Source organism: Streptomyces sp. NBC_01288 (assembly GCF_035982055.1).
In the GTDB taxonomy this organism is placed as follows: Bacteria; Actinomycetota; Actinomycetes; order Streptomycetales; family Streptomycetaceae; genus Streptomyces.
Genome location: NZ_CP108427.1, coordinates 10,028,165 through 10,048,412, shown reverse-complemented (window position 1 = coordinate 10,048,412; position 20,248 = coordinate 10,028,165). Strand labels below are relative to the sequence as shown.

Genomic DNA, 20,248 nt, shown 5'->3' with positions numbered 1-20,248 from the left:
TGACATTACGGTTGCCGTCGCGATCGGGCGACCCTTCCGGCCATAGCGGAACCATTGACCGTACGGCGGCGCCGGGGCCGGTCGTCGCGGTCGGGAGGGTGTCGGGAGGGCGGGTGTACGCGGACCGGGCCGCCGGCAGCAGCCGGGGCCCGGTGACAACACTCCGGACGGTGCCCTCTCACGCACCCCGGGACGGCGGCTCGAAGCCCGCGATGATCACGACGTTCGTGTCGGCCGCGGCCTGCCGCAGGGGCTTCGCCCGCTCGTACGCCTCCGACTCGTACCACGCACGCGCGGCTTCGGCGCTCTCGAATTCGAGAACGACGGTCCGGTCGCCGTGCCACTCGCCTTCGAGGAGCTCCGGCCGGCCGTCGACCGCGAGGACGGAGGCTCCGCCCTCGGCCATCGACGCACCGGCCGCCCGGCTGTAGGCGTCCATCCCGGCCGGGTCGTTGATGGACTCGGTCAGGATGACGTACCCCTTGGGCATCCGGTTCTCCTCAGCTCACTGTGATCGCGCGCTCGGGACAGCTGCCGATGGCCGTGCGGACCTGGTCCTCGTACTCGGCGGGGACCTCGGGGGTCAGCACCTCGGCGTAACCGTCGTCGGTCAGGTCGAACACCTCGGGGCAGATGGACCAGCAGATCCCGTGGCCCCGGCAACGGTCCGTGTCGACGACGGCTTTCATCGGGTGGCCCCCTCGGACCCCGCAGAGCCCTCGGACCTCTCGGACTCCTCGGCGAGCGTGAACTCCAGGTTGAGATGGGTGAGTCCGCGCAGGATGTACGTCGGCAGGTAACGGAAGTTCCGCGCGTCGGCAGGGCCGTGCACGTTCTCCGAGATCCTGATGTCCGTCGTGCGGTCGAGCATGCGCTCGATGCCCACCCGGCCCTCGGCGCGGGCCAGCGGGGCGCCGGGGCAGGTGTGCGGACCGCGGCCGAAGGCCAGGTGGTGGCGGGCGTTGGCGCGGGCCGGGTCGAAGACCTCCGGGTCCTCGAAGTGGCGCGGATCGCGGTTCGCGGCGCCGTTGAGGACCATGACGGTGGTGCCGGCGGGGATGTCGACGCCGCCGACCGTGGACGGTACGCGAGAGAGCCGGAAGTCGCCCTTGATGGGGCTCTCCGTGCGCAGCACCTCTTCGACGAAGTTGGGGATGCGGTCGCGCTCGGTGCGCAGCAGGTGCTGAAGATCGGGGTCTTCGGCGATCATCTTGAGCGCGTTGCTCAGCAGCCGGACGGTGGTCTCCTGGCCGGCCGCGAAGAGGTTGGTGGCGACGCGCGCCACGTCGGCGACGTCGGGGGTCGAGCCGTCGGGGAACTTCGCGGTGGCGAGACCCGTGATCACGTCCTCGCGCGGTTCGCGGCGTCGGTCCTCGACATAGGCCGAGAACTGCCCGTACAGGTACTCCAGCGGCGAGTGCGCCACCTCGCCGTCCGTGCTCCCGATGCCGCCCCGCGGCTGGTGCTCAAGGCCCTCCACGAACGTGTTGCGGTCCTCGTCGGGCACGCCGAGCAGATCGGCGATGACCCGCAGGGTGAAGGGACCGGCGAACCCGCTGATGAAGTCGCCCTCGCCGGTGGCGAGATACGCGTCCAGCTGGGCGTCGGCGAGGTGCCACATCGACGCCTCGTTCTCCTTGAGGCGGCGCGGGGTGATCAGCCGCATCAGCAGTCCGCGGTGGTCCGTGTGCATGGGGGCGTCGAGCGTCGGCAACTGGTCGCTCATCGGGAGCTGGTCGCGGTACTGCTCGATCAGCGCGCTGACGTCGTCGCCGACGAGCGGGACCGGGAACCCGGGGAAGGGGCCGGTCACCGAGATGCAGGACGAGAAGGTGTCGGAGTCGTTGAGGACCTGGATCGCCTCGTCGTACCCGGTCACCATCGTCACGTCGTGGTGGCTCTCGCGTTGCACCGGGCACTTCCCGCGCAGGGCCGCCAAGTAGGGGTAGGGGTCCGCGACGACTTCGTCGTCCTGGAAGAAGTCGATCGCCTCGAAGTCCTTCACGGTGTGCACGGTTCCCTTCCGTCACCAGTCTGACGACGAGCGACGATATCAATGTTCTCCGGTGGCGAGAAGCTCGTTTTCACTTTCGTGGAGCGGGAGTTGAGGATGTCGCCAGGCGCCCTTGGCCCATGTGGTCGAGGGCCGCGTCGGCCGCCGTCAGCACGGTGCCCGTCGGGGCGCCGGCCGAGTCGGCGAGGTCGGCGAGCAGCCGCACGTCCTTGCGCAGCAGCGGTCCGGCGCGCTCGGCGAGCCGGTCCAGCGTGCCGCCCGCGGCCTTCACCCGGTCGAGCGCGAAACTCGATCCGCTGCCGTGCAGGACGACTTCGGCGAGGGCGCCACGGTCGATGCCGAACCCCGGCGCCAGAGCGAGTGTGTCAGCCGCGGTCGCCAAGTTCGCGGTGAACAGCAGGTTGTTGAGAAGTTTGGCGATCTGTCCCGATCCGAGCGACCCCATGTGGACGACGGGATCGCCGAACGTCTCGAACACCTTGCGGCAGTACGCGACCGTGCCGGACTCGCCGCCCGCCATCACCAGCAGCCGGCCCTCGGCGGCGGCCTTTCCGCCGCCGCTGACGGGTGCGTCGACCACGGAGACGCCGTGCACCTTGGCCCGCTCGGCGAGCCGCCGGCACGTGTCGGGGTGGACGGTGCTGTGTACGGCGATCACCCCGCCCCGGCGCAGACCTCTGAGCACGCCCTGCTCGCCCGTGACGACCTGCTCGACATCGGCGTCGTCCACGACACAGACGCACACCAGGTCGCTGGCGGCGGCCAGTTCGACGGGCGACGTGGCCCGCTGAGCGGCCGTGTCCGCGAACGCGGCGAGCGTGGCCGGGCGGCGTGCCCAGAGCGTCGTGGCGAAACCCGCCTCGACGATCCGGCGCGCCATGGGAGCGCCCTGGCTGCCCAGCCCGATGAATCCGACACGCATCAGCGGGCCTCCTGATCGACCGACTCGGGGGTGTTCCCGGACTCCGGCGGCGACGGCGCCACGTCGGGGTCCGGCTCGGCCACGCTCTGAGGCTCGGCGGCAGCCTTCGACCCGGCGCGCGACGTGATCTCGGCGCCGGCCTCCGGCTCGGCTCCCACCTCCGCGCCCGCCTCGGGTTCGGCGTCACCCTTCGGCTCCGGTCGCCAGAACGTGCCCAGCAGTCCCCCGGTCGCCACCACGGCCGCGCCCAGCGCGATGCCGCCGCCGGTCCAGCCGGTGAGGTCGATGCCAGCCGCGTGGTCGACGGACCAACGCCCGGGGCCCAGTACCGCGAGGGCCAGGGCGACGACCGCGAGCGTGAGGACGTACTCGTAGCCGTCCTTGAAGACGAAGAAGCCGTTGGGCCGGTGGGCGAGCAGCCCCGCGACCAGCATCACGGAGATCACGGCCGCGCAGGCCAGCGGGGTGAGCAGGCCCAGGACGAGGAGAACGCCCGCGCCGACCTCGGTGAGCACGCTCGCCCAGGCCTGCAACACGCCCTGTCTCAGGCCGAGTCCGGTGAACCAGCGGGCCGTGCCCTCGATGCGGCCGCCGCCGCGCCAGTGGTTCAGCCCGTGCATGATCATGATCAGTCCTACGACCACGCGTACGAGCAGCAGTACCGCGACGTCGGCGTCACTCATCCGGCCCTCCTCGGGAGACGGTCGATCCCGTCGTTGTCGTATCCACGGTTCTCGGATGCGAGAACGCACTCCTCGACGAACGAGAGGATCTTCAGGTGGTATCCGGTCGCGGTGTGCCCGATGCTCAAGTTGTGGCCGCTGTCGGCCTGTTCGTCGGTGACGACCCGCGGGGAGTCGGTGAACAGGCTCGCGATATCGGCCATGGCCTCGGGCCCGGAACTCCACACGCGTTCGTGGTCGCCGAGCGTGTAGTGGACGGGAATCCGTACGCGGGCGGCGACTTCGGCGAACTCCCGTGGCCAGCGCCGGGCGACGGTCGACTCGTACGGCGGACCCGGTGACTGGATCCGGGGCGCGCCGATGACCTCGTCCGGGTACAGGCGCGCCGGTTCCCACAGCAGGTCGCGCAGCCCGGGACCGGACCGTCGCGGCACGGCCGGGTCACGCCGTCGGAAGTCGAGGATCTCGACGGCGCCGGGCGCGTGGTGGCGTCCGGTACCGGCGATCTCCAGGCCGAGAAGGTCGTTCCGGCGTTCGTCGCCGGCCATGTGCACACCCAGGGCGCAGCCGATCGAGTGCGCCCAGAGGAACAGTCCCGCTCCGCGCGGACGCGAGGCCAGCAGCCGGTCCACCGCCGCGTAGGCGAGGTCGACGCGCCGCGCGGGCGACGCCATGGTCTCGCCGTGCGGAGCCGAACTGCCGTATCCCGGGCGGTCGATGGCGACGACGGTGAAGCCCAGGGCCGCCGCGGTGCGCAGGAGGGACAGCCGGGGCTGGTCCGGGTAGTCGAAGTAGCCCGACGTCACCGCTCCCCCGTGCAGGGCGACGACGACCGCGCGCGGCTCGCGGACCTCGCACAGCAGCCCCGACATGGGGATGCCGTCGACGTCGACGACGCGCGAAACCACCTCCGCGGTACGGGAGTTCATCCGTCCGCCCGGAAGAGGATGACGCCGCTCGGGGTGAGTCCGCCGCTGCTCGCCACCGCGACCCGCGCGCCGGGTATCTGGCGTGCTCCGGCCGCGCCGCGCAGTTGGGTGATGGCCTCGTGGACCAGTCCCATGCCGTGGGTGCGGCCGTGGGAGAGCTGTCCGCCGTGGGTGTTCAGGGGCAGTACGCCGTCCCGTGCGATGTTCTTGCCTCCGTCCAGGAAGTCCTTGGCCTCGCCGATGCCGCAGAACCCCAACCCCTCCAGCCAGGAAAGGCAGTTGAAGGTGAAGCCGTCGTACAGCTCGGCCACGTCGACGTCTTCGGGGCGCAGCGCGGTGCGGGACCACAAGTGGGCGGACTGGCCGAGGACTTGGGGTTCGTGTGTGAGTGTGCTCTGGTCCCATTCGAGCCGTTCCAGGATCTGTGTGCCAACTGCCTCGACGTAGACGGGCGGTTGGGCGAGGTCCTGGGCCGCGTCCACCGCCGACACGATCACGGCGACCGCTCCGTCGCAGGGAACGTCACAGTCGTAGAGGCCGAACGGAGTGGTGATGGGACGGGCGTTGAGGTAGTCGTCCATCGTCATCGGATCGCGGTAGACCGCCGTGGGGTTGAGTGCCGCGTTGGCCCGCTGGTTGAGGGCGATCCAGCCGAGGGTCTCGCGGGTGGTGCCGTAGCGGTGGAAGTGGCGTTGGGCGTTCTGGGCGAGGGTGTGGGCGGCCGAGATCGCCCCGAACGGCTTCATCCAGCCGTCCAGTTGGCGCGGCGCGTTCTGCGCGATCCGGCCGCGGCGCACGAGTTCGCCGTACGACGCCTCCCAGACCGTGCGGAAGCACAGCACATGGCGGGCCAGGCCGCCCGCGACGGCGAGCATCGCGGAGATGAGGGAGCCGCCGGGGCCGAAGGTCTCGCCGCCGCCGTTGTACCAGGTCGGTTCCAGGCCCAGGGCGGATTCCAGGGCGGTCACTCCGCCTTCGCCGAAGCCGCCGTAGGCGCCGGCGCCGGGGTAGGTCGCGAGGCCGTCGATGTCGGCGATGGTGAGGCCTGCGTCGGCGATCGCGCGTTCGCAGGCCTGCACGGTCAGCGACACCGGCGGGACCATCAGGCGGCGGCCGATCTCCGACATGCCGATGCCGGTGATCGCGACCTTGTCCTCGAACTTCTCCGTGGTCACCATCGGCCTTACCCGGCGGGAGAGTTGGCGGGTCTCGACCTCGGCGAGCGGCAGCGGGTCCAGGGCCGGGTGTTCGCGAGCCGGGCGGAACAGGGGCAGCCAGGCGTCCTCGACCTGTTCGAAGACGACCTCCATCCGCATGCCCAACTCCAGCTCGTCCGGGGCGCATTGGACGGCGTTGGTGGTGAGCCGGACCCGGGGGTCCTCCTCGATGGCGACCTGGGCCACGACGTAGGGCGCGGGCAGGCCGGGCAGGGCGAAGCGGTGGTTGACGGTGAAGCCGATCAGCGTCGCACGGCCGGAGACGGCCCGGACGCCGATGTCGTGCCCGTGGCAGTACCGGCAGACCGGCTGCGGCGGGTGGATGAGGGCCGCGCAGGACCCGCACTCCGCCAGCCGCAGTCGGCCGTCCGCGCCGGAGGCCCAGAAGAACGCGTTCTCCTCTGTGACCAACGGCCCCGGGCGGGTTGGGGAGTTCATGTGCCGATCCGTGCCTTCGCCGTGCGGACGGTGACCGGTTCGGCGAGGCGCTGTTCGTCGCAGACCTTCTGGAGTCCGGCGAGGGTCTCGTCGAGTCCGGCGCCGAGCCGCTCGCCCGGGGTGAAGGTCGCGGGGAGGTGGCGCATGCCCTGGATGACGCCGATGGTCTCGTAGTGCACGGCGCCTTCGGGGTCGCAGGCGTAGTCGGGCATCCGGTCGAGGACGGCCGTCACCATCCGCTTGAACACCGTGCGGGCCACGTTGGAGCCGATGCAGCGGTGGATGCCGAGGCCGAAGCTGCTGTGCCGGTTGCCCTTGCGTTCCATGTCGATCGTGTCGGGTTCGGGGAAGACCGAGGGGTCGCGGTTGGCCATCGCCCAGGAGAGCCAGAGACGTTCGCCCTCCTTGAACTCGGTGCCGGCGATCTCGCAGTCGGCGGAGAAGGTACGTCCGTCGCCGGGGGCCGGGGTGTAGAAGCGCAGGAACTCCTCAGTGGCGGAGTCCAGCAGGGTCTTCCGGTCATGGCTGAGCCGGTCGCGTTCCCCGGGGTTCTGCGAGAGCCATTCGAGGGCGTGGGCGGTGAGGGCGGTGGTGGTGTCGAAGCCGCCGCCGATCAACAGGGCGAGTACGCCCAGGAGTTCGCCGTCGTCCGGGGTGCGGCCGTTCAGGTCGGCGCGGACCAGCGCGTCCACCAGACCCGGGCGGGGCGCCTTGCGGATCTCCATGAGCTGACCCATGAGGTCCATGCCCATCTTGCGGCTCAGCTCCAACACCCGTTGCCGGTCCGGGGAGTTGGGCGGTGTGTAGACGGAGGCGTGGGCGGGTTCGTTGTAGATGGTCCAGCGCTCGATCGGGATGCCCATCATCGCCAACGTGAGGACGGCGGGGACGATGTTGGCGAGGTCGTCGACGAAGTCGATGCGCCCGGACTCGATCTTCTCGTCGATGCTGGCGCGCACGACCTCGTCGACGAACGGGATCCAGCGCTGGATGGCCGCCGGCGACAGATACGGGTTGAGGGTCTGCCGGTAGTAGCGCTGGTCCGGCGGGTCCATCTCCAGGAAGCCGCCCTGGGCCTCGCTGGCGCGCGGCGGCGGGGGGATGGAGATGCCCTTGTAGCCGCGCCGTTCCCCTTTCACGTCATGGTCGTTGGAGAGGAACTCTGCGGACCTCGCGAGTTCGAAGACCTCACGGTTGCCGCTGGCGACCCAGTGGCCGCCGTGGGTCTCCGTCCAGGCGATCGGGCACTGCCCGTGCAGCTCGTGGGTGATGTCCTCGAACCGGTCGCGGTAGTCGGGTGTGTGCCGGTCGAAGTGCACCTGGGGGTGCTTACGGCCACCGTCGTCGTCGACGGCCGCGTCTTCCGTGGTCATGCGGAGTCCTCTCCTGCTCGGTGGATGAGGTGGGGGTCAGGAGATGAGGGAGATCGCCCGCTCCGGACAGGACAGGACCGCCTCGCGGACGGCCGCCTCCTGGTCGGCCGGGACCTCTTCCTCGACGACCGAGGAGTGCCCGTCGATCTCGCTGAGTTCGAAGGTGTCCGGAGCGCGCATCGCGCAGAGCGTGTGGCCCTGGCAGCGCTCCGGGTCGACTCGTACCTTCACGGTCCTTCCTTCCTGCCGTGGTGAACGGGGTTTCTCTCGTGCCTACTTGAGGTCGGCGAGCGACTTGCCGACATCGGCCAGCGTCGGCGGCTCGCCGTAGTTGCCCTTGTACTTGTAGACGGGCGCGTCGCAGCGGTAGGCGCCGTCGGTCGGCTTGAAGTCGGCGGGGACCCAGCCGCTGGTGGTGGCCTTCTCGACGTTGAAGCACTTCACGGGTTCGTCGGGCCTGGTCAGGTTCACCGGGGCCTGGAGCCCTCCCCCGGTCCACTCGGTCTGCTTCTTGGCGTTCGCCAGGACACAACTCCGGGTCAGTTCAGCGCAGTCACGGGCCGAGGTGGCGAACAGCAGCCAGGCGGAGAAGGCGTGCACGGCGGGCAGGGTGATCTGCGCGTCGGGCGCGAACTTCTTGAACAGCGCGACCATCTCCTTGGTCGCCGGGTTGTCGTCCGCCTTCTCCAGCGGGTAAGTCCCGTCGATGCTCGCGAAGTTGGTCTGCGAGCTCAGCGCGGTGTCGGCCAGCTTGAGGAACGCGGGGCCGTAGGCGTTGTTGTTGGCGTCGACCCAGTCGAGCTTGTAGTCGATGTTGGTCAGCGCCTGCTCCAGCTTCGCCAACTGGGTGAAGTCCCCCAGGAACACAAGGCCCTTGACCTTCTTCGTCTTGATCGACTGGGCGTACGGCGTCCAGTCGGAGACGCCCTGCGCGGGGTAGAGGTCGAAGTAGTTGACCTTGCCGCCCAGCGCCGTGAGGACTTCCTTGTCCTGCGCGCCGATGCCCTTGGTGACGGCCACGTCTCCGGCGATGATGCCGACGCCGCTCGCCGACGACGGGTACGCCTCCTTCAACAGCCAGGAGTAGTAACCCGTGTAGGGCGCGTACCCGGAGGAGGCCCCCTGCGTCATCACCTGGAGGTCGGCGCCGACCTCGGAGGTGACCTGTGCCGGGAACTCGGGGAGCAGGCACTTCAGCCGGGTCTTGACGCCGAGGCCGTCGAGGGCGGCGCCGCCGCCGACCTCGAAGAAGTCGGTGCGGCAGGCCGAGATCATCTGCTGGTTGACCTGCATGAGCTGGGCGTCGTGCGTCTCGGGCGTGATCTTGCGTCCGTTGATGCCGCCGGCGGCGTTGCACCAGGAGGTGAAGACCTTCGCCGCGTTCTCGAACTCCGGGTTCTTGGTGAACCCGACGTCGCTGAAGACGCCGACCTTGATCTCTGAGCTGGTGACGCCCTGACTGGTGACGGACTTGGCCGTCCCCTTCCCGCACACGGACTTCAGCGTGCCGAAGTCAGCGGTGGCCGTGTCGGCGGCTCCGGTGGTGGAAGGGCTGCTGGTGTCCGCGGACTTGGTGCGGCCGGAGCATCCGGCAGCGGCCGCGAGGGCCAGGACTAGCGCGGGGATGAGCAAGCGTCTCATCGGTTCTCCTCGTTGAGAATGAATCCCGCCGGCAAGTGATCAGGTGACCGCGCCCGCCGCCTTGAGCGCGATGATGCGGTCCCAGTCCAGGCCCAGTTCGAGGAGGATCTCCTCGGTCTGGGCGGCGAACTCGGGTGCGGGCCCGAGTTGTGGGGCGTGCACGTCGAACTGCACGGGGCTGGCGACCAGTTCGAGCTCTCCTGCTTGCAGGAGGTACTCGTTCGCTCTGATCTGCGGGTCGTCGCCCACTTGCAGTGAGTCCTGCACCGGGGCCCACGGCCCGGCCAGGGTGGTGAAGCGCCTGCTCCACTCCGCGAGGGTGCGGGTGGCGATGACCTCGCGCAGGATCTTGACGGCCTCCGCCGTGTTGGCCGCGATGTTCTCGGCCGTGTCGAAGCGGGGGTCGTCGGCGAGTTCGGGGCGGTCGATGTGCCGGCACACATCGGCCCAGAACTTGCCGGGCTGCATCATGACGAACGCCAGATGGTGGCCGTCGGAGGTCTCGTACAGCCCGGACAGGGGGTTGGTCACGGAGCCGTGGGTGCCGACGGGCGGCGGGAGCCAGGGCTTGCCGAGGTGCAGGGAGAGCGCGGTGGCGTGACCCATCGCCCACAGTCCGCTGCCGAGCAACGAGACGTCCACGACCGACGGTTCGCCGGTGCGTTCGCGTTTCAGGAGCGCGGCCGCGATGCCGCCGGCGAGGTTGGTGCCGGAGATGGTGTCGCCGTAGGCCGGTGCGGGCGGGTTGATGATGCCGTCGGTGCCTTCCGGGGTGATGCTCGCGGCGGTGCCGGCGCGGGCCCAGAACGCCGTCATGTCGTAGCCGCCCTTGCGCGCTTCCGCTCCGCGCGGGCCGAAGGCGCTGCCCCGGGCGTAGATGATCCGGGGGTTGACGGCACGGATGTCGTCGACGTCGATGCCGAACCGCTCCCGGTGACCGGGCAGGAAGCTGGTCAGGAACACGTCCGAGCGGCGGGCGAGGTCGTAGAGAACGTCCTTTCCCTCGGGGCGGGAGATGTCGAGGCCGAGGCTGCGCTTGCCGCGGTTGGCGTGCTCGACGTTGGGATTCGGGTCGCCTTCGACGCGCATCGAGCCGGTCTGGCGAAGACCGCGTTGCGGGTCGCCGGTAACGGCGTGCTCGACCTTGATGACGTCCGCTCCCCAGTCGGAGAGGACGGCTCCCGCCGAGGGCACGAAGCCGTACATGGCGACTTCGAGGACGCGGATGCCTTCGAGCGGCATCATGACCGGACCACGACCGCGAACGCCTTGTACTCCAGGAACTCCTCAAGGCCGGCCACACCGCTCTCGCGGCCGATGCCCGACTGCTTGTAGCCGCCGAACGGCACGTCCGCGGCGAAGTAGTTGCCGCCGTTGATGCTGAAGGTGCCGGTACGGATACGGCGGGCGAGCGCGATGGCCCGCTCGTCGTCGGCGCTCTGGATGCCGCCGGAGAGGCCGAAGATGGAGTTGTTGGCGATGCGGACGGCGTCGTCATCGTCGTCGTACGGAATCACCACGAGGACCGGGCCGAAGACCTCGTCCTGGGCGATCTCGCTGTCCGGGTCGACGTTGCTGAGGAGCGTCGGCTTGTAGAAGAAGCCGGGATCGATCTTCTCGCCTCCGACAACGAGGTTCGCACCGGCGGCTACGGCCCTCTCGACCATGCCGTCGACCTTCTCGCGCTGGCGCTCGCTGATGAGCGGGCCCGCGAAGGTCTTCGGGTCGGCCGGGTCGCCGAGCGGGATACGGGCGAGGCCCGCCGCCACCATGGCGACGATCTCGTCGTGGCGCTCCCTGGGCACGAGCAGCCGTGAGGTGAGCGCGCAACCCTGCCCGGAGTGGGAGCAGATGGTGCCGGCCGCGAACATGGCGGCGGTGGCGAGGTCGGCGTCGTCGAGGATGATCATGGCGGACTTGCCGCCGAGTTCCAGGAAGACCTTCTTCACCGTACGGCTCGCCGCCTCCATGATGCGGCGGCCGGTCGCGGTGGACCCGGTGAACGTGATCATGTCGACGTCGGGATGCGTGGTGAGCGTCTCGCCGACATCGGCACCGGAGGACGTGAGGACGTTGACCACGCCGGGCGGTATGTCCGTGTGCTCGGCGATGAGTTGGCCGAGGAACAGGGTGGTCAGCGGGGTGTCCGGGGCGCCCTTGAGGACGACCGTGCAGCCGGCCGCGAGCGCGGGGGCGAGCTTGGCCAGGGCGAGTTGGTTGGGGTAGTTGTAGGCGATGATCGCCGCGACGACCCCGGCGGCCTCCTTTTCCACCCAGCGCCGGTGACGCTGGCCGCGGCTCTCGGACTCGCCGAGTTCCTCGGTCAGCGGGTACTTGCGCAGCAGGTCCGCGTAGTAGCGCACCAGCTTGACGGGATCGTCGAGTTGGGGGCCGTAGGTGAGCATGCGAGGCGCGCCGACCTCGGCGATCGTCAGCTCGCGCAGCTCCTCGACATGGTCGGTGAGCGCCTGGTGCAGCTGGTCCAGACAGCGGATGCGCAGTTGTACGTCCGTCGACCAGGCGGTGGTGTCGAAGGCCGTGCGCGCGGCGGCTACGGCGGCCTCGGCCTGGGCGGTCGTGGCGTCGGGCGCGTGGCCGTACACCTCGCCGGTCGCGGGGTTGAGGGAGGGGAACGTCCGCTCCCCGTCGACGAGTTGGCCGTCGATGAGCAGGCGGGTCACAGCCGCACCACCTGTCCGCCGTCCACGCTGATGGTCTGGCCGGTGAGCCAGCCCGCGTCGTCGGAGAGCAGGAACAGCACGGTGGGGGTCAGGTCGCCGGGCGTGCCCATCCGTTTGAGGGCCAGGGCCTGGGTCATCCGCTCCTGGAACTCGACCGGTACGACGGTGGCCGTGGCCTCGGTGTCGGTGGGGCCGGGGGCGATGCCGTTGACGCGGATGCCCCGGCCGCCGAGTTCGGCGGCGAGGGACGCGGTGAGGTGGTTGATGCCGATCTTGGCCAGGCCGTAGTAGCCGCTCGCCATGTAGGCGGCGGCGGACGACTGGTTGACGATCGCGGCGCCCTCGGTCAGGTGCGGGACGACGGCCCGCGTGACGTACAGGGCGCCCATCAGGTTCACCTGGATGAAGCGGTTGAGGTAGTCGAGGTCGACGGTGGTCAGGCCCTCGCGCCGCATGCTGTGGTAGATCGCGGCGTTGTTGATCAGGTAGTCGATGCGGCCGAACTCGGCGACGGTGGCCGCGGCCAGCGCGTCGGCCGAGGCGGGGTCTCCGACGTCGACCTTGACGAAGAGCGCGGAGTCCAGTTCCTTGGCGACCCGCTGTCCCTGCTCCTCGTTGATGTCGGCGACCACGACCCGTGCTCCCTCGGCGGCCAGCGCCCGGGCGTAGTCCTCGCCGATTCCCTGTCCCGCTCCGGTGACGATCGCCACCTTGTCCTGGAACCGCATCCTGTTCTCCTCGCATGGATGGGCGGCTTGCTCCAATGAAGCGGAAACTACATTCTCCTTATACGCGAATCAACCATCCGGCAGCGAGAATGTCATCCTGACGACTTGCTGACAGCCCCGCGGAGCTCGGCGAACAGCCCCCGCCTGCGCGGGACTTCCGGAAGCACCAGAGACGAGAATACGCTTCTCAGATCTGGAAGGGAGATTTTCATGATCGAGACGAAGGGGGTTCCGGCGTGAGGACAGCGCTCGTCACAGGCGGCGGCTCCGGCATCGGACAGGCCATCGCACAGCGCCTGGAGGCCGACGGTCTCCAGGTCGCCACCCTCGACCTCAACCCGTCCGACAGGGGCTTCTCCCGGAAGGCCGACGTCTCCGACCGGGCCCAGGTGGACGAGGCACTGACCGAGATCCGGGAGCAGCTCGGCCCGGTCACGGTCCTGGTCAACGCGGCCGGGATGGAGGGCTACAAGCGCTTCGCCAACCTCACCTTCGAGGCCTGGCAGCGGGTCATCGACGTCAACCTCCACGGCGTCTTCCACTGCGTCCAGGCGGTTCTGCCGGACATGGTGGAGGCCGGCTGGGGCCGGATAGTCAACATCTCCTCGTCCAGCGCGCAGTCCGGCCAGCCGTTCATGACGCACTACGTGGCCGCCAAGTCGGCGGTCAACGGGCTGACCAAGGCGCTGGCCCTGGAGCTGGGTCCGCAGGGCATCACCGTCAACGCGGTGCCGCCCGGCTTCATCGACACGCCGATGCTGCGCCGCTCGGAGGAGCGCCAACTCCTCGGCGGGACGGTCGAGGAGCACATCCAGCGCACTCCGGTACGGCGGGTCGGCCGCCCGGAGGACATCGCCGCGGCCTGCGCCTTCCTCGCCTCCGAGGAGGCCGGCTACATCACCGGCCAGATCCTGGGCGTCAACGGCGGGCGGAACACGTGAGCGAGCAGAGCGAGCACGGCCAGAACCACGGCCCCGGCGAGACGGCCACCGAGCGCAGCGGGCACGGAGAGCACGGCTTGCACCACGGCACCGCCGCCGACACCGCCGCCGAGAACGACGTTCGCATCGCCCCGGTGCCGTACGACGACTGGGACCACGAGCTGTTCTCGGTCATCAACCATCCCCGGAAGCTGCCGCAGGCCAACGTCCTGGGGATCTTCCAGCGTCATCCGGCCCTGGCCCGGGCGTTCCTGACGTTCAACATGCACCTCAACACCACGACCCTGCCGGTGCGCGTCCGTGAGCTGGCCGTCCTGCGGGTGGCCTGGCGGCGGGGCAGCAGGTACGAGTGGGCGAGCCATGTCCTGATCGCCCGGAAGGCCGGGGTGACCGAGGCCGAGATCGACGAAGTCCGCACGGGGGCCGACACGTTGCTCAACCGGGCGGTGGACGAACTGGACACCGACTCGGGCCTGTCGGACGCGACCTACGCCGCGCTCGCCGCCGACCTGGACGAACACCAGCTGATGGACCTGGTGTTCACGATCGGCGCCTACACGATGCTCACGATGGCCCTCAACACCTTCGGCGTGGAACTCGACCCAGTGATCTCGGAAGAGAACTTCAGTTTCCCAAAACGAGAATGGTATTCTCACAAACGAGAGGGGTGATCCCATGCCACACTTCACCAAGCCCGAGGCCGGGAGCTGGACCGAGAACTACCCCGAGCTGGGCACCAGCCCGGTGAACTACGAGGACTCCATCGACCCCGCGTACTACGAGGCCGAGAAGGAAGCGATCTTCAAGAAGACCTGGCTGAACGTCGGCCGGGTCGAGCAAGTGCCCAAGGTCGGCAGCTACTTCACGAAGGAGCTGGCCGTCGCCGACACCTCACTGGTGATCGTGCGGGGCAAGGACAAGGAGATCCGCGCCTTCCACAACGTCTGCCGCCACCGCGGCAACAAGCTCGTGTGGAACGACTTCCCGGGCGAGGAGGTCAAGGGCACCTGCCGCCAGTTCACCTGCAAGTACCACGCCTGGCGCTACAGCCTCGACGGCGATCTGACCTTCGTCCAGCAGGAGAAGGAGTTCTTCGACCTGGACAAGGCGGACTACGGCCTCAAGCTGGTCCGCTGCGAGGTCTGGGAGGGGTTCGTCTTCGTCAACCTCGACCCCGAAGCCCAGCCGCTCAAGGAGTACTTGGGCGAGTTCGCGAAGGGCCTGGAGGGCTATCCCTTCCACGAGATGACCGAGGTCTTCACGTACAAGGCCGAGATCGGCAGCAACTGGAAGCTGTTCATCGACGCGTTCGCGGAGTTCTACCACGCGCCCGTCCTGCACATGAAGCAGGCCGTCAAGGACGAGGCCGACAAGCTCTTCAACGTCGGGTACGAGGCGCTGCACTACGAGATCCACTCCCCGCACTCGATGATCTCCTCCTGGGGAGGCATGTCCCCGCCCAAGGACCTGACCATCGTCAAGCCCATCGAACGCGTCCTGCGCAGCGGCCTGTTCGGGCCGTGGGAGGCGCCCGACATCGAGGGCCTGGAAAACCTGCCGACGGGCCTCAACCCGGGCCGGCACCGCGCCTGGGGCAACGACTCCTTCGAGTTCTTCCCCAACATGACCCTGCTGATCTGGAAGCCCGGCTGGTACCTGACGTACCACTACTGGCCGACGGCGGTGGACAAGCACATCTTCGAGGCCAACCTGTACTTCGTGCCCGCCAAGACGGCACGCGAGCGGCTGAAGCAGGAGCTGGCGGCGGTGACGTTCAAGGAGTACGCGCTCCAGGACGGCAACACGCTGGAGGCCACCCAGACGATGCTCAAGAGCCGGGTCGTCACCGAATTCCCGCTCTGCGACCAGGAGTTGCTGCTCCGCCATCTGCACAAGACGGTCGCCGACTACGTCAAGGAGCACACCGATGCTGCCCAGTGAGTTCGCGGCACTCGAGCCGTTCAACGCGTGGGTCCTGGAGTCCGAGCGCGACCGCTACAGCAAGCGCCTGGCCAGCTCCATGGAGGAGATGCAGACGTTCTACGACGCCGCGTTCCCGCTGCTGGAACAGGCCTCCGACCACCTCGACAAGTTCCCGCTCTCCGAACTCCCGGAGCAGGAGCGCAACTTGCTGCTCCTGATGTTCTCCCTGGTGAACGTGTCGTTCCCGGTCGAGGTCTGGAAGCAGGCCCGGGTGCCGGACAGCGGGGCCGCCTATATGGACCTCGTCGTCGAGCCGAAGGTCTGACCGGTCGTGCTCACGCTCAAAGCGGCGCGTGTACTGCACGTGGAGACGGGCGAGTTCGAGTCGCCGGGCCTGATCACGGTCGAGGGCGACCGCATCACGCACACCGGCGAGGGGTCCGGTGAGGGGTCCGGTGAGAACGAGGTTCTCGACCTCGGCGACGTGACTCTCCTGCCCGGTCTCATGGACATGGAGGTCAACCTCCTGATGGGCGGCCGGGGAGAGACGCTCGCGTTCTCCCCCGTCCAGGACGATCCCCCGCTGCGGATGCTCCGCGCGGTGGGCAACGCCCGGCGGACCCTGCGCGCGGGGTTCACCACGGTCCGTAACCTCGGCCTGTTCGTGAAGACGGGCGGCTATCTGCTGGACGTCGCGCTGGCCAAGGCCATCGACGCCGGCTGGATCGACGGCCCGCGCATCGTGCCCGCCGGACACGCCATCACCCCCACCGGCGGCCATCTCGACCCCACGATGTTCGCCGCGTACGCCCCCGGAATCATGCCTCTCTCCTTGGAAGAGGGCATTGCCAACGGTGTCGACGAGGTGCGGAAGGCCGTCCGCTACCAGATCAAGCACGGGGCACGGCTGATCAAGGTCTGCGCGTCCGGGGGCGTCATGTCCCACACCGGCACCCCCGGCGCGCAGCACTACTCCGACGAGGAACTGCGCGCCATCGTCGACGAGGCCCACCGGCGCGGACTGAAGGTGGCGGCCCACACCCATGGGGCCGACGCCGTCCGGTCCGCGGTGGAGGCGGGCATCGACTGCATCGAGCACGGCTTCCTGCTCGACGACGACACCATCGCGCTGATGGCGGAGAGGGGCACTTTCCTGGTGCCGACCACCGCTCTCATCGACGGGATGGACATGTCCCATGCCGCGCCCGAGCTGAAGGAGAAGGCCGCCGAGATCTTCCCCCGGGCGAAGACGGTGGTGGCCAGGGCCGGCAAGGCGGGTGTCCGGATGGCGCTGGGCACGGACGCACCGGCGATCCCGCACGGTCGCGGCGCCCAGGAGCTGATCGCCCTGGTCGACCGAGGGATGACTCCCCTGGAGGCGCTCCGGGCGGCGACCGTCAACGCGGCGGAGCTGATCGACGCCGACGACCGGGGCCGTATAGCGGAGGGCCTGCTCGCCGATCTGATCGCGGTGCCGGGCAATCCGCTGGAGGACGTCTCCGTGATGGCGGACGTCCGGTTCGTGATGAAGGGCGGGAAGGTGTTCCGCGACGAACGCCGCTGACTCCAACGCCCATGCCAGCGGCGGGAGTTGATCACACCGGCCCGTCGAAGGGTCGTAGCATCCGCACGATCATGTCGACCGTGCGCTCGACGGGACGGTTGCGGGCCGTGACCGTGGACAGGAGGGTGCGGGTCAGTACGGCGCCGAGGAGCATGTCGAAGACGTCGTCCGGGTCCACGGCGGGGTCGACGGTCCCGGTCGGCGCGGCGCGCAGGATGTCCTGGAACTGCGGTCGCGCCGACACGCGCAGCAGCATCTCCGGCGGCCGGGGCGTGTTCGACGTCTGGGAGTGCGCGAAGAGGCCGGCCGCGGCGGCACGGGCCGCGGGCGCGCCGAAGGCCGCCAAGTAGGCACGCACGAACCGGCGGAGGTCGCGTCGCAGGTCCCCCGTCGGTTGGACGCTCAACGGGCTGAGTCCGGGGAACGTGGCCTCTTCGATCAGCTCGATCCGGGACGGCCAGCGGCGGTAGATGGCGGAGGCGTGCACACCGGAGTGTTCCGCGACCGCCTGGATCGTCGTCGCGTCGAAGCCGCGCTGGACGAGGAGTTCGCGCGTTGCCGCGAGGGCCCGTTCGTTGATGCTCGTGTCCCGTGGACGGCCCGGGGCGCGGCGCGGTTCTGCCATGCCGTGATTGTAGTGACCGGGCGGTGTTCCGCGTTCTTAATTATAGGAGACTGTCTTCTGTAATTGCCTCTGTGTGGCTACAGTCCGAAGGGGACGGACTTCGGAGTGCGGAGGAGAGTCTGATGCGTGCTGCTGTACTGCGGGGCGGGAGCGTCGAGGCGCGGACCGTCGACGATCCGGTCCCCGGACCGGGCCAACTCCTCGTCCGCTCGCTGGCGTGCGGGATCTGCGCGTCGGATCTGCACTTCATGGACCATCCGGAGGCGGGCGCCGACGACGACAGCGGGATGTCGACGTACGACCAGGACGTCGACATCGTGATGGGTCACGAGTACTGCGCCGAGGTCGTGGACTACGGCCCCGGTACCGAGCGGCGGATCCCGGTCGGGACGCGGGTGAGTTCGCTGCCCGTGCTGGCCACCCCGGCCGGCCGCAGGATCATCGGCCAGAGCCCCGAAGCACCGGGCGGGTTCGGGGAGTTGTTCCTGCTGACCGAGGCCATCACCCGGGTCGTGGTGTCGGACCTACCGAGCGAGATCGTGTGTGTCGCCGACGCGATCTCGGTGGGCTGGTCGACCGCGTCCCGCGCCCAACTGACCGTGAAAGAGGCGGCGTTGGTCATCGGCTGCGGGGCCATCGCCCTCTCGGCGATCGGCCGGCTCAAGAACCTCGGTGTCGGCCCGATCGTGGCGGCCGACCTCGTGGCGTCACGTCGTGCGACCGCGCTGGCGATGGGCGCCGACGTGGTCGTCGACCCGGCCGAGGTCTCGCCGTACGAGGCGTGGCGCAACGCGGCCGGTCCACAGGCGAGTTGTGTCGTGTTCGAGTGCGTCGGCGTCCCCGGCGTTCTCGACTCGATCATCAAGGGCTGCGAGCGCGGAACCCGGATCTTCTCCGTCGGCGGTCCGCCGGAGGGCGACCATCTGCACACCCTGACCGCGAAGCGGAAGGGGCTCAACATCCAGTTCGGGGGCGGCCCGTCGATGGACCACTGGGACGAGGCGTTCCGGGCGGTCTGCTCCGGCGGCCTCGATGTCGGGCCGATGCTCGGCCACACCGTCGGGCTCGACGGGGTGCCGGCCGCGCTCGACGCCGCACGGGACGCCGACGGGCCGGCCCGCATCATCGTCGTACCAGGGAGCTGAACACTCATGAGCGAGACCGACGAACTTGCCCAACTGCGCGCCACCGTCGAATCGTTGGCGGCGAAGGTGCGTGCCTTGGAGGACCAGGTCGAGATCACCCAGCTCGTCGCCCAGTACGGACCCGCGGTCGACAGCGGCTCCGGAGATGCCGCGGCGGGGCTGTGGACCGAGGACGGCGTCTTCGACGCGGTCCCCCATCTGCGGATGGAGGGCCACGACGGCATCGCCGGCATGGTCCACGGACCCAACCACCAGAGCGTGATCCACAACGGCTGCGGTCACGTGCTGACCGCGCCGCACGTCGTCGTCGACGGCGACCACGCCACCGGCCGTAGCCACGCGCTGCACCTGCGCTGGGACGCCGACGCCGGACGGTTCTGGGTGTTTCAGGTCTCCGCCAACACCTGGCGCTGGGTGCGCACTTCGGAGGGCTGGCGGATAGCCGAGCGGGTCAACGCCAACCTCGACGGCACCGAGGGACCGCGCGCGATGCTGGCACCGTCCTCCAACTCGCTCCACCTGGAGGAGAGTTGAAGATCGGGATCATCGGGTCGGGCCGCATGGGGCGGCCGATCGTCGAGCGCCTCGTGGCCGCGGGACATGACGTCACCGTCCACTCACGCCACCCGGAGACGCACGCCGACGCCGAGGCGGACGGGCCGAGTTCGGCCGACACAATCGAAGCGACTGTGCGCGACGCCGACGCGGTGTTCGTCGTCGTACTGACGGACGAGCAGGTGCGATCGGTGTGCCTCGGCCCTCACGGTGCCATCGCGGCCATGGCGGCGGGGGCGACGCTCGTCCAGCACACCACCTCCGCCCCCGGAACCGCCCGCCTGCTCGCCGAAGCGGGCGCGGAGCGCGATGTCCGAGTGCTGGACGCCGCACTCTCGGGCGGACCGCACGACATCGCCGCGGGCCGCCTCACCCTGTGGGTAGGCGGGGACGAGGCCCAACTGGAACAGATCCGCCCGCTGTTGGAGACGTATGCCTCGCCGGTCATGTTCGTGGGACCGGCCGGCAACGGTCAGCGGGTCAAGCTCGTCAACAACGCCCTGTTCGTGGCACAGGTCGGGCTCGCGGTCGACGCGGTGCGGGTGGCGGGGTCGCTGGGCATCGACGAGAAGGTGATTCTCGCGGCCCTGCAACACGGCAGCGGTGCCAGTCGGGCGCTCGGTGTCGTCGCGAGTGGCGGGTCGGTCGACTCGGTCGCGGTGCGGCTCGCGGACCTGATGAGCAAGGACGTCGCCGTGGTACGCGAGGTCGCGCGCAGCACCGGTGCCGACCTTGGGATCATCGGGACGGTGCTGTCGTCGGACGCGGTCGAGAAGAAGGTTCTCCAACGGCCGCCGTCATGACGCAGGCATGCGAACTCCGCGCCAATGCTGCCCTGTTGACGCTTTTGCTGCGACTACCCGAATTTC

General features: G+C 69.3%; 22 protein-coding genes. 8 read left to right on the top strand and 14 right to left on the bottom strand.

Annotated elements, in window-relative coordinates; genetic code table 11:
• Positions 1–178: 178 nt before the first annotated feature.
• The 13 genes from OG194_RS45225 to OG194_RS45165 all read right to left on the bottom strand — a co-directional run bounded on the left by OG194_RS45225 (position 179) and on the right by OG194_RS45165 (position 12,626).
• A complete protein-coding gene (locus OG194_RS45225) occupies positions 179–490 on the bottom strand; it encodes a DUF1330 domain-containing protein (RefSeq protein ID WP_327406541.1) in 312 nt (103 codons plus the stop codon).
• 10 nt (positions 491–500) lie between these two features.
• Complete coding sequence (locus OG194_RS45220) at positions 501–689, bottom strand: ferredoxin (RefSeq protein ID WP_318022596.1); 189 nt, start codon at positions 687–689, stop codon at positions 501–503.
• Positions 686–2,014: a cytochrome P450 gene (locus tag OG194_RS45215; protein ID WP_327406540.1), complete on the bottom strand. Its 1,329-nt coding sequence runs from the start codon at positions 2,012–2,014 to the stop codon at positions 686–688. Before OG194_RS45215 ends, OG194_RS45220 begins: the two co-directional genes overlap by 4 nt.
• A gap of 70 nt (positions 2,015–2,084) precedes the next feature.
• Positions 2,085–2,936 carry an NAD(P)-dependent oxidoreductase gene (locus tag OG194_RS45210; protein WP_327406539.1) on the bottom strand — a complete coding sequence of 284 codons (852 nt, stop codon included), beginning with the start codon at positions 2,934–2,936 and terminating at the stop codon, positions 2,085–2,087.
• Positions 2,936–3,619, bottom strand: coding sequence for a DoxX family membrane protein (locus OG194_RS45205; RefSeq protein ID WP_327406538.1), 684 nt, complete (start codon positions 3,617–3,619; stop codon positions 2,936–2,938). Before OG194_RS45205 ends, OG194_RS45210 begins: the two co-directional genes overlap by 1 nt.
• The gene (locus OG194_RS45200; RefSeq protein WP_327406537.1) at positions 3,616–4,548 is read right to left on the bottom strand and encodes an alpha/beta hydrolase; all 933 of its coding nucleotides are present in this window, start codon (positions 4,546–4,548) and stop codon (positions 3,616–3,618) included. Before OG194_RS45200 ends, OG194_RS45205 begins: the two co-directional genes overlap by 4 nt.
• A complete protein-coding gene (locus OG194_RS45195; protein ID WP_327406536.1) occupies positions 4,545–6,203 on the bottom strand; it encodes a thiolase C-terminal domain-containing protein in 1,659 nt (552 codons plus the stop codon). The genes OG194_RS45200 and OG194_RS45195 overlap by 4 nt, the downstream gene beginning before the upstream one ends.
• Positions 6,200–7,576, bottom strand: a complete 1,377-nt coding sequence (locus OG194_RS45190; protein WP_327406535.1) for a cytochrome P450 — start codon at positions 7,574–7,576, stop codon at positions 6,200–6,202. The genes OG194_RS45195 and OG194_RS45190 overlap by 4 nt, the downstream gene beginning before the upstream one ends.
• Positions 7,577–7,612: 36 nt before the next feature.
• On the bottom strand, positions 7,613–7,807 hold the full coding sequence (locus OG194_RS45185; protein WP_327406534.1) for a ferredoxin: 195 nt from the start codon (positions 7,805–7,807) through the stop codon (positions 7,613–7,615).
• A 42-nt stretch (positions 7,808–7,849) separates the two neighbouring features.
• Entirely contained in the window at positions 7,850–9,217 is a 1,368-nt protein-coding gene (locus tag OG194_RS45180) for an ABC transporter substrate-binding protein (RefSeq protein ID WP_327406533.1), read from the bottom strand.
• A gap of 39 nt (positions 9,218–9,256) precedes the next feature.
• On the bottom strand, positions 9,257–10,462 hold the full coding sequence (locus OG194_RS45175; protein WP_327406532.1) for a CaiB/BaiF CoA transferase family protein: 1,206 nt from the start codon (positions 10,460–10,462) through the stop codon (positions 9,257–9,259).
• On the bottom strand, positions 10,459–11,898 hold the full coding sequence (locus OG194_RS45170) for an aldehyde dehydrogenase family protein (RefSeq protein WP_327406531.1): 1,440 nt from the start codon (positions 11,896–11,898) through the stop codon (positions 10,459–10,461). Before OG194_RS45170 ends, OG194_RS45175 begins: the two co-directional genes overlap by 4 nt.
• Positions 11,895–12,626 (bottom strand): SDR family oxidoreductase, encoded by a 732-nt coding sequence (locus OG194_RS45165; RefSeq protein ID WP_327406530.1) that lies wholly within the window; start codon positions 12,624–12,626, stop codon positions 11,895–11,897. The genes OG194_RS45170 and OG194_RS45165 overlap by 4 nt, the downstream gene beginning before the upstream one ends.
• A 236-nt stretch (positions 12,627–12,862) precedes the next feature.
• Between OG194_RS45165 and OG194_RS45160 the strand changes: the two genes are divergently transcribed.
• From OG194_RS45160 to OG194_RS45140, 5 genes are read left to right on the top strand one after another with little or no spacing between them, the layout of a single operon-like run.
• On the top strand, positions 12,863–13,567 hold the full coding sequence (locus tag OG194_RS45160) for an SDR family NAD(P)-dependent oxidoreductase (protein ID WP_033282943.1): 705 nt from the start codon (positions 12,863–12,865) through the stop codon (positions 13,565–13,567).
• Positions 13,564–14,238 (top strand): carboxymuconolactone decarboxylase family protein, encoded by a 675-nt coding sequence (locus OG194_RS45155; RefSeq protein ID WP_327406529.1) that lies wholly within the window; start codon positions 13,564–13,566, stop codon positions 14,236–14,238. The genes OG194_RS45160 and OG194_RS45155 overlap by 4 nt, the downstream gene beginning before the upstream one ends.
• Before the next feature lie 4 nt (positions 14,239–14,242).
• Positions 14,243–15,508 carry an aromatic ring-hydroxylating oxygenase subunit alpha gene (locus OG194_RS45150; RefSeq protein WP_327406528.1) on the top strand — a complete coding sequence of 422 codons (1,266 nt, stop codon included), beginning with the start codon at positions 14,243–14,245 and terminating at the stop codon, positions 15,506–15,508.
• Positions 15,495–15,815 (top strand): hypothetical protein, encoded by a 321-nt coding sequence (locus OG194_RS45145; protein ID WP_327406527.1) that lies wholly within the window; start codon positions 15,495–15,497, stop codon positions 15,813–15,815. The genes OG194_RS45150 and OG194_RS45145 overlap by 14 nt, the downstream gene beginning before the upstream one ends.
• A 6-nt stretch (positions 15,816–15,821) precedes the next feature.
• Positions 15,822–17,054, top strand: a complete 1,233-nt coding sequence (locus OG194_RS45140) for a metal-dependent hydrolase family protein (RefSeq protein ID WP_327406526.1) — start codon at positions 15,822–15,824, stop codon at positions 17,052–17,054.
• A 31-nt stretch (positions 17,055–17,085) separates the two neighbouring features.
• Here OG194_RS45140 and OG194_RS45135 read toward each other — a convergent pair whose 3' ends face one another.
• Positions 17,086–17,679 carry a TetR/AcrR family transcriptional regulator gene (locus OG194_RS45135; RefSeq protein WP_327406525.1) on the bottom strand — a complete coding sequence of 198 codons (594 nt, stop codon included), beginning with the start codon at positions 17,677–17,679 and terminating at the stop codon, positions 17,086–17,088.
• A 122-nt stretch (positions 17,680–17,801) separates the two neighbouring features.
• Between OG194_RS45135 and OG194_RS45130 the strand changes: the two genes are divergently transcribed.
• Genes OG194_RS45130 through OG194_RS45120 form a run of 3 tightly spaced genes read left to right on the top strand, consistent with a single transcriptional unit; the run spans position 17,802 to position 20,182 of the window.
• Positions 17,802–18,824: a zinc-binding dehydrogenase gene (locus tag OG194_RS45130; RefSeq protein WP_327406524.1), complete on the top strand. Its 1,023-nt coding sequence runs from the start codon at positions 17,802–17,804 to the stop codon at positions 18,822–18,824.
• A gap of 6 nt (positions 18,825–18,830) precedes the next feature.
• Entirely contained in the window at positions 18,831–19,358 is a 528-nt protein-coding gene (locus OG194_RS45125) for a nuclear transport factor 2 family protein (RefSeq protein WP_327406523.1), read from the top strand.
• Entirely contained in the window at positions 19,355–20,182 is an 828-nt protein-coding gene (locus OG194_RS45120) for an NAD(P)-dependent oxidoreductase (protein WP_327406522.1), read from the top strand. The genes OG194_RS45125 and OG194_RS45120 overlap by 4 nt, the downstream gene beginning before the upstream one ends.
• Positions 20,183–20,248 lie beyond the last annotated feature (66 nt).

Coding starts and splice junctions, on each gene's coding strand:
- OG194_RS45175 (WP_327406532.1), bottom strand. CDS start 10,462: ATGATGCCGCTCGAAGGCATCCGCGTCCTCGAAGTCGCCATGTACGGC.
- OG194_RS45145 (WP_327406527.1), top strand. CDS start 15,495: ATGCTGCCCAGTGAGTTCGCGGCACTCGAGCCGTTCAACGCGTGGGTC.
- OG194_RS45125 (WP_327406523.1), top strand. CDS start 18,831: ATGAGCGAGACCGACGAACTTGCCCAACTGCGCGCCACCGTCGAATCG.
- OG194_RS45220 (WP_318022596.1), bottom strand. CDS start 689: ATGAAAGCCGTCGTCGACACGGACCGTTGCCGGGGCCACGGGATCTGC.
- OG194_RS45205 (WP_327406538.1), bottom strand. CDS start 3,619: ATGAGTGACGCCGACGTCGCGGTACTGCTGCTCGTACGCGTGGTCGTA.
- OG194_RS45190 (WP_327406535.1), bottom strand. CDS start 7,576: ATGACCACGGAAGACGCGGCCGTCGACGACGACGGTGGCCGTAAGCAC.
- OG194_RS45200 (WP_327406537.1), bottom strand. CDS start 4,548: ATGAACTCCCGTACCGCGGAGGTGGTTTCGCGCGTCGTCGACGTCGAC.
- OG194_RS45165 (WP_327406530.1), bottom strand. CDS start 12,626: ATGCGGTTCCAGGACAAGGTGGCGATCGTCACCGGAGCGGGACAGGGA.
- OG194_RS45195 (WP_327406536.1), bottom strand. CDS start 6,203: ATGAACTCCCCAACCCGCCCGGGGCCGTTGGTCACAGAGGAGAACGCG.
- OG194_RS45225 (WP_327406541.1), bottom strand. CDS start 490: ATGCCCAAGGGGTACGTCATCCTGACCGAGTCCATCAACGACCCGGCC.
- OG194_RS45150 (WP_327406528.1), top strand. CDS start 14,243: ATGCCACACTTCACCAAGCCCGAGGCCGGGAGCTGGACCGAGAACTAC.
- OG194_RS45135 (WP_327406525.1), bottom strand. CDS start 17,679: ATGGCAGAACCGCGCCGCGCCCCGGGCCGTCCACGGGACACGAGCATC.
- OG194_RS45130 (WP_327406524.1), top strand. CDS start 17,802: ATGCGTGCTGCTGTACTGCGGGGCGGGAGCGTCGAGGCGCGGACCGTC.
- OG194_RS45210 (WP_327406539.1), bottom strand. CDS start 2,936: ATGCGTGTCGGATTCATCGGGCTGGGCAGCCAGGGCGCTCCCATGGCG.
- OG194_RS45180 (WP_327406533.1), bottom strand. CDS start 9,217: ATGAGACGCTTGCTCATCCCCGCGCTAGTCCTGGCCCTCGCGGCCGCT.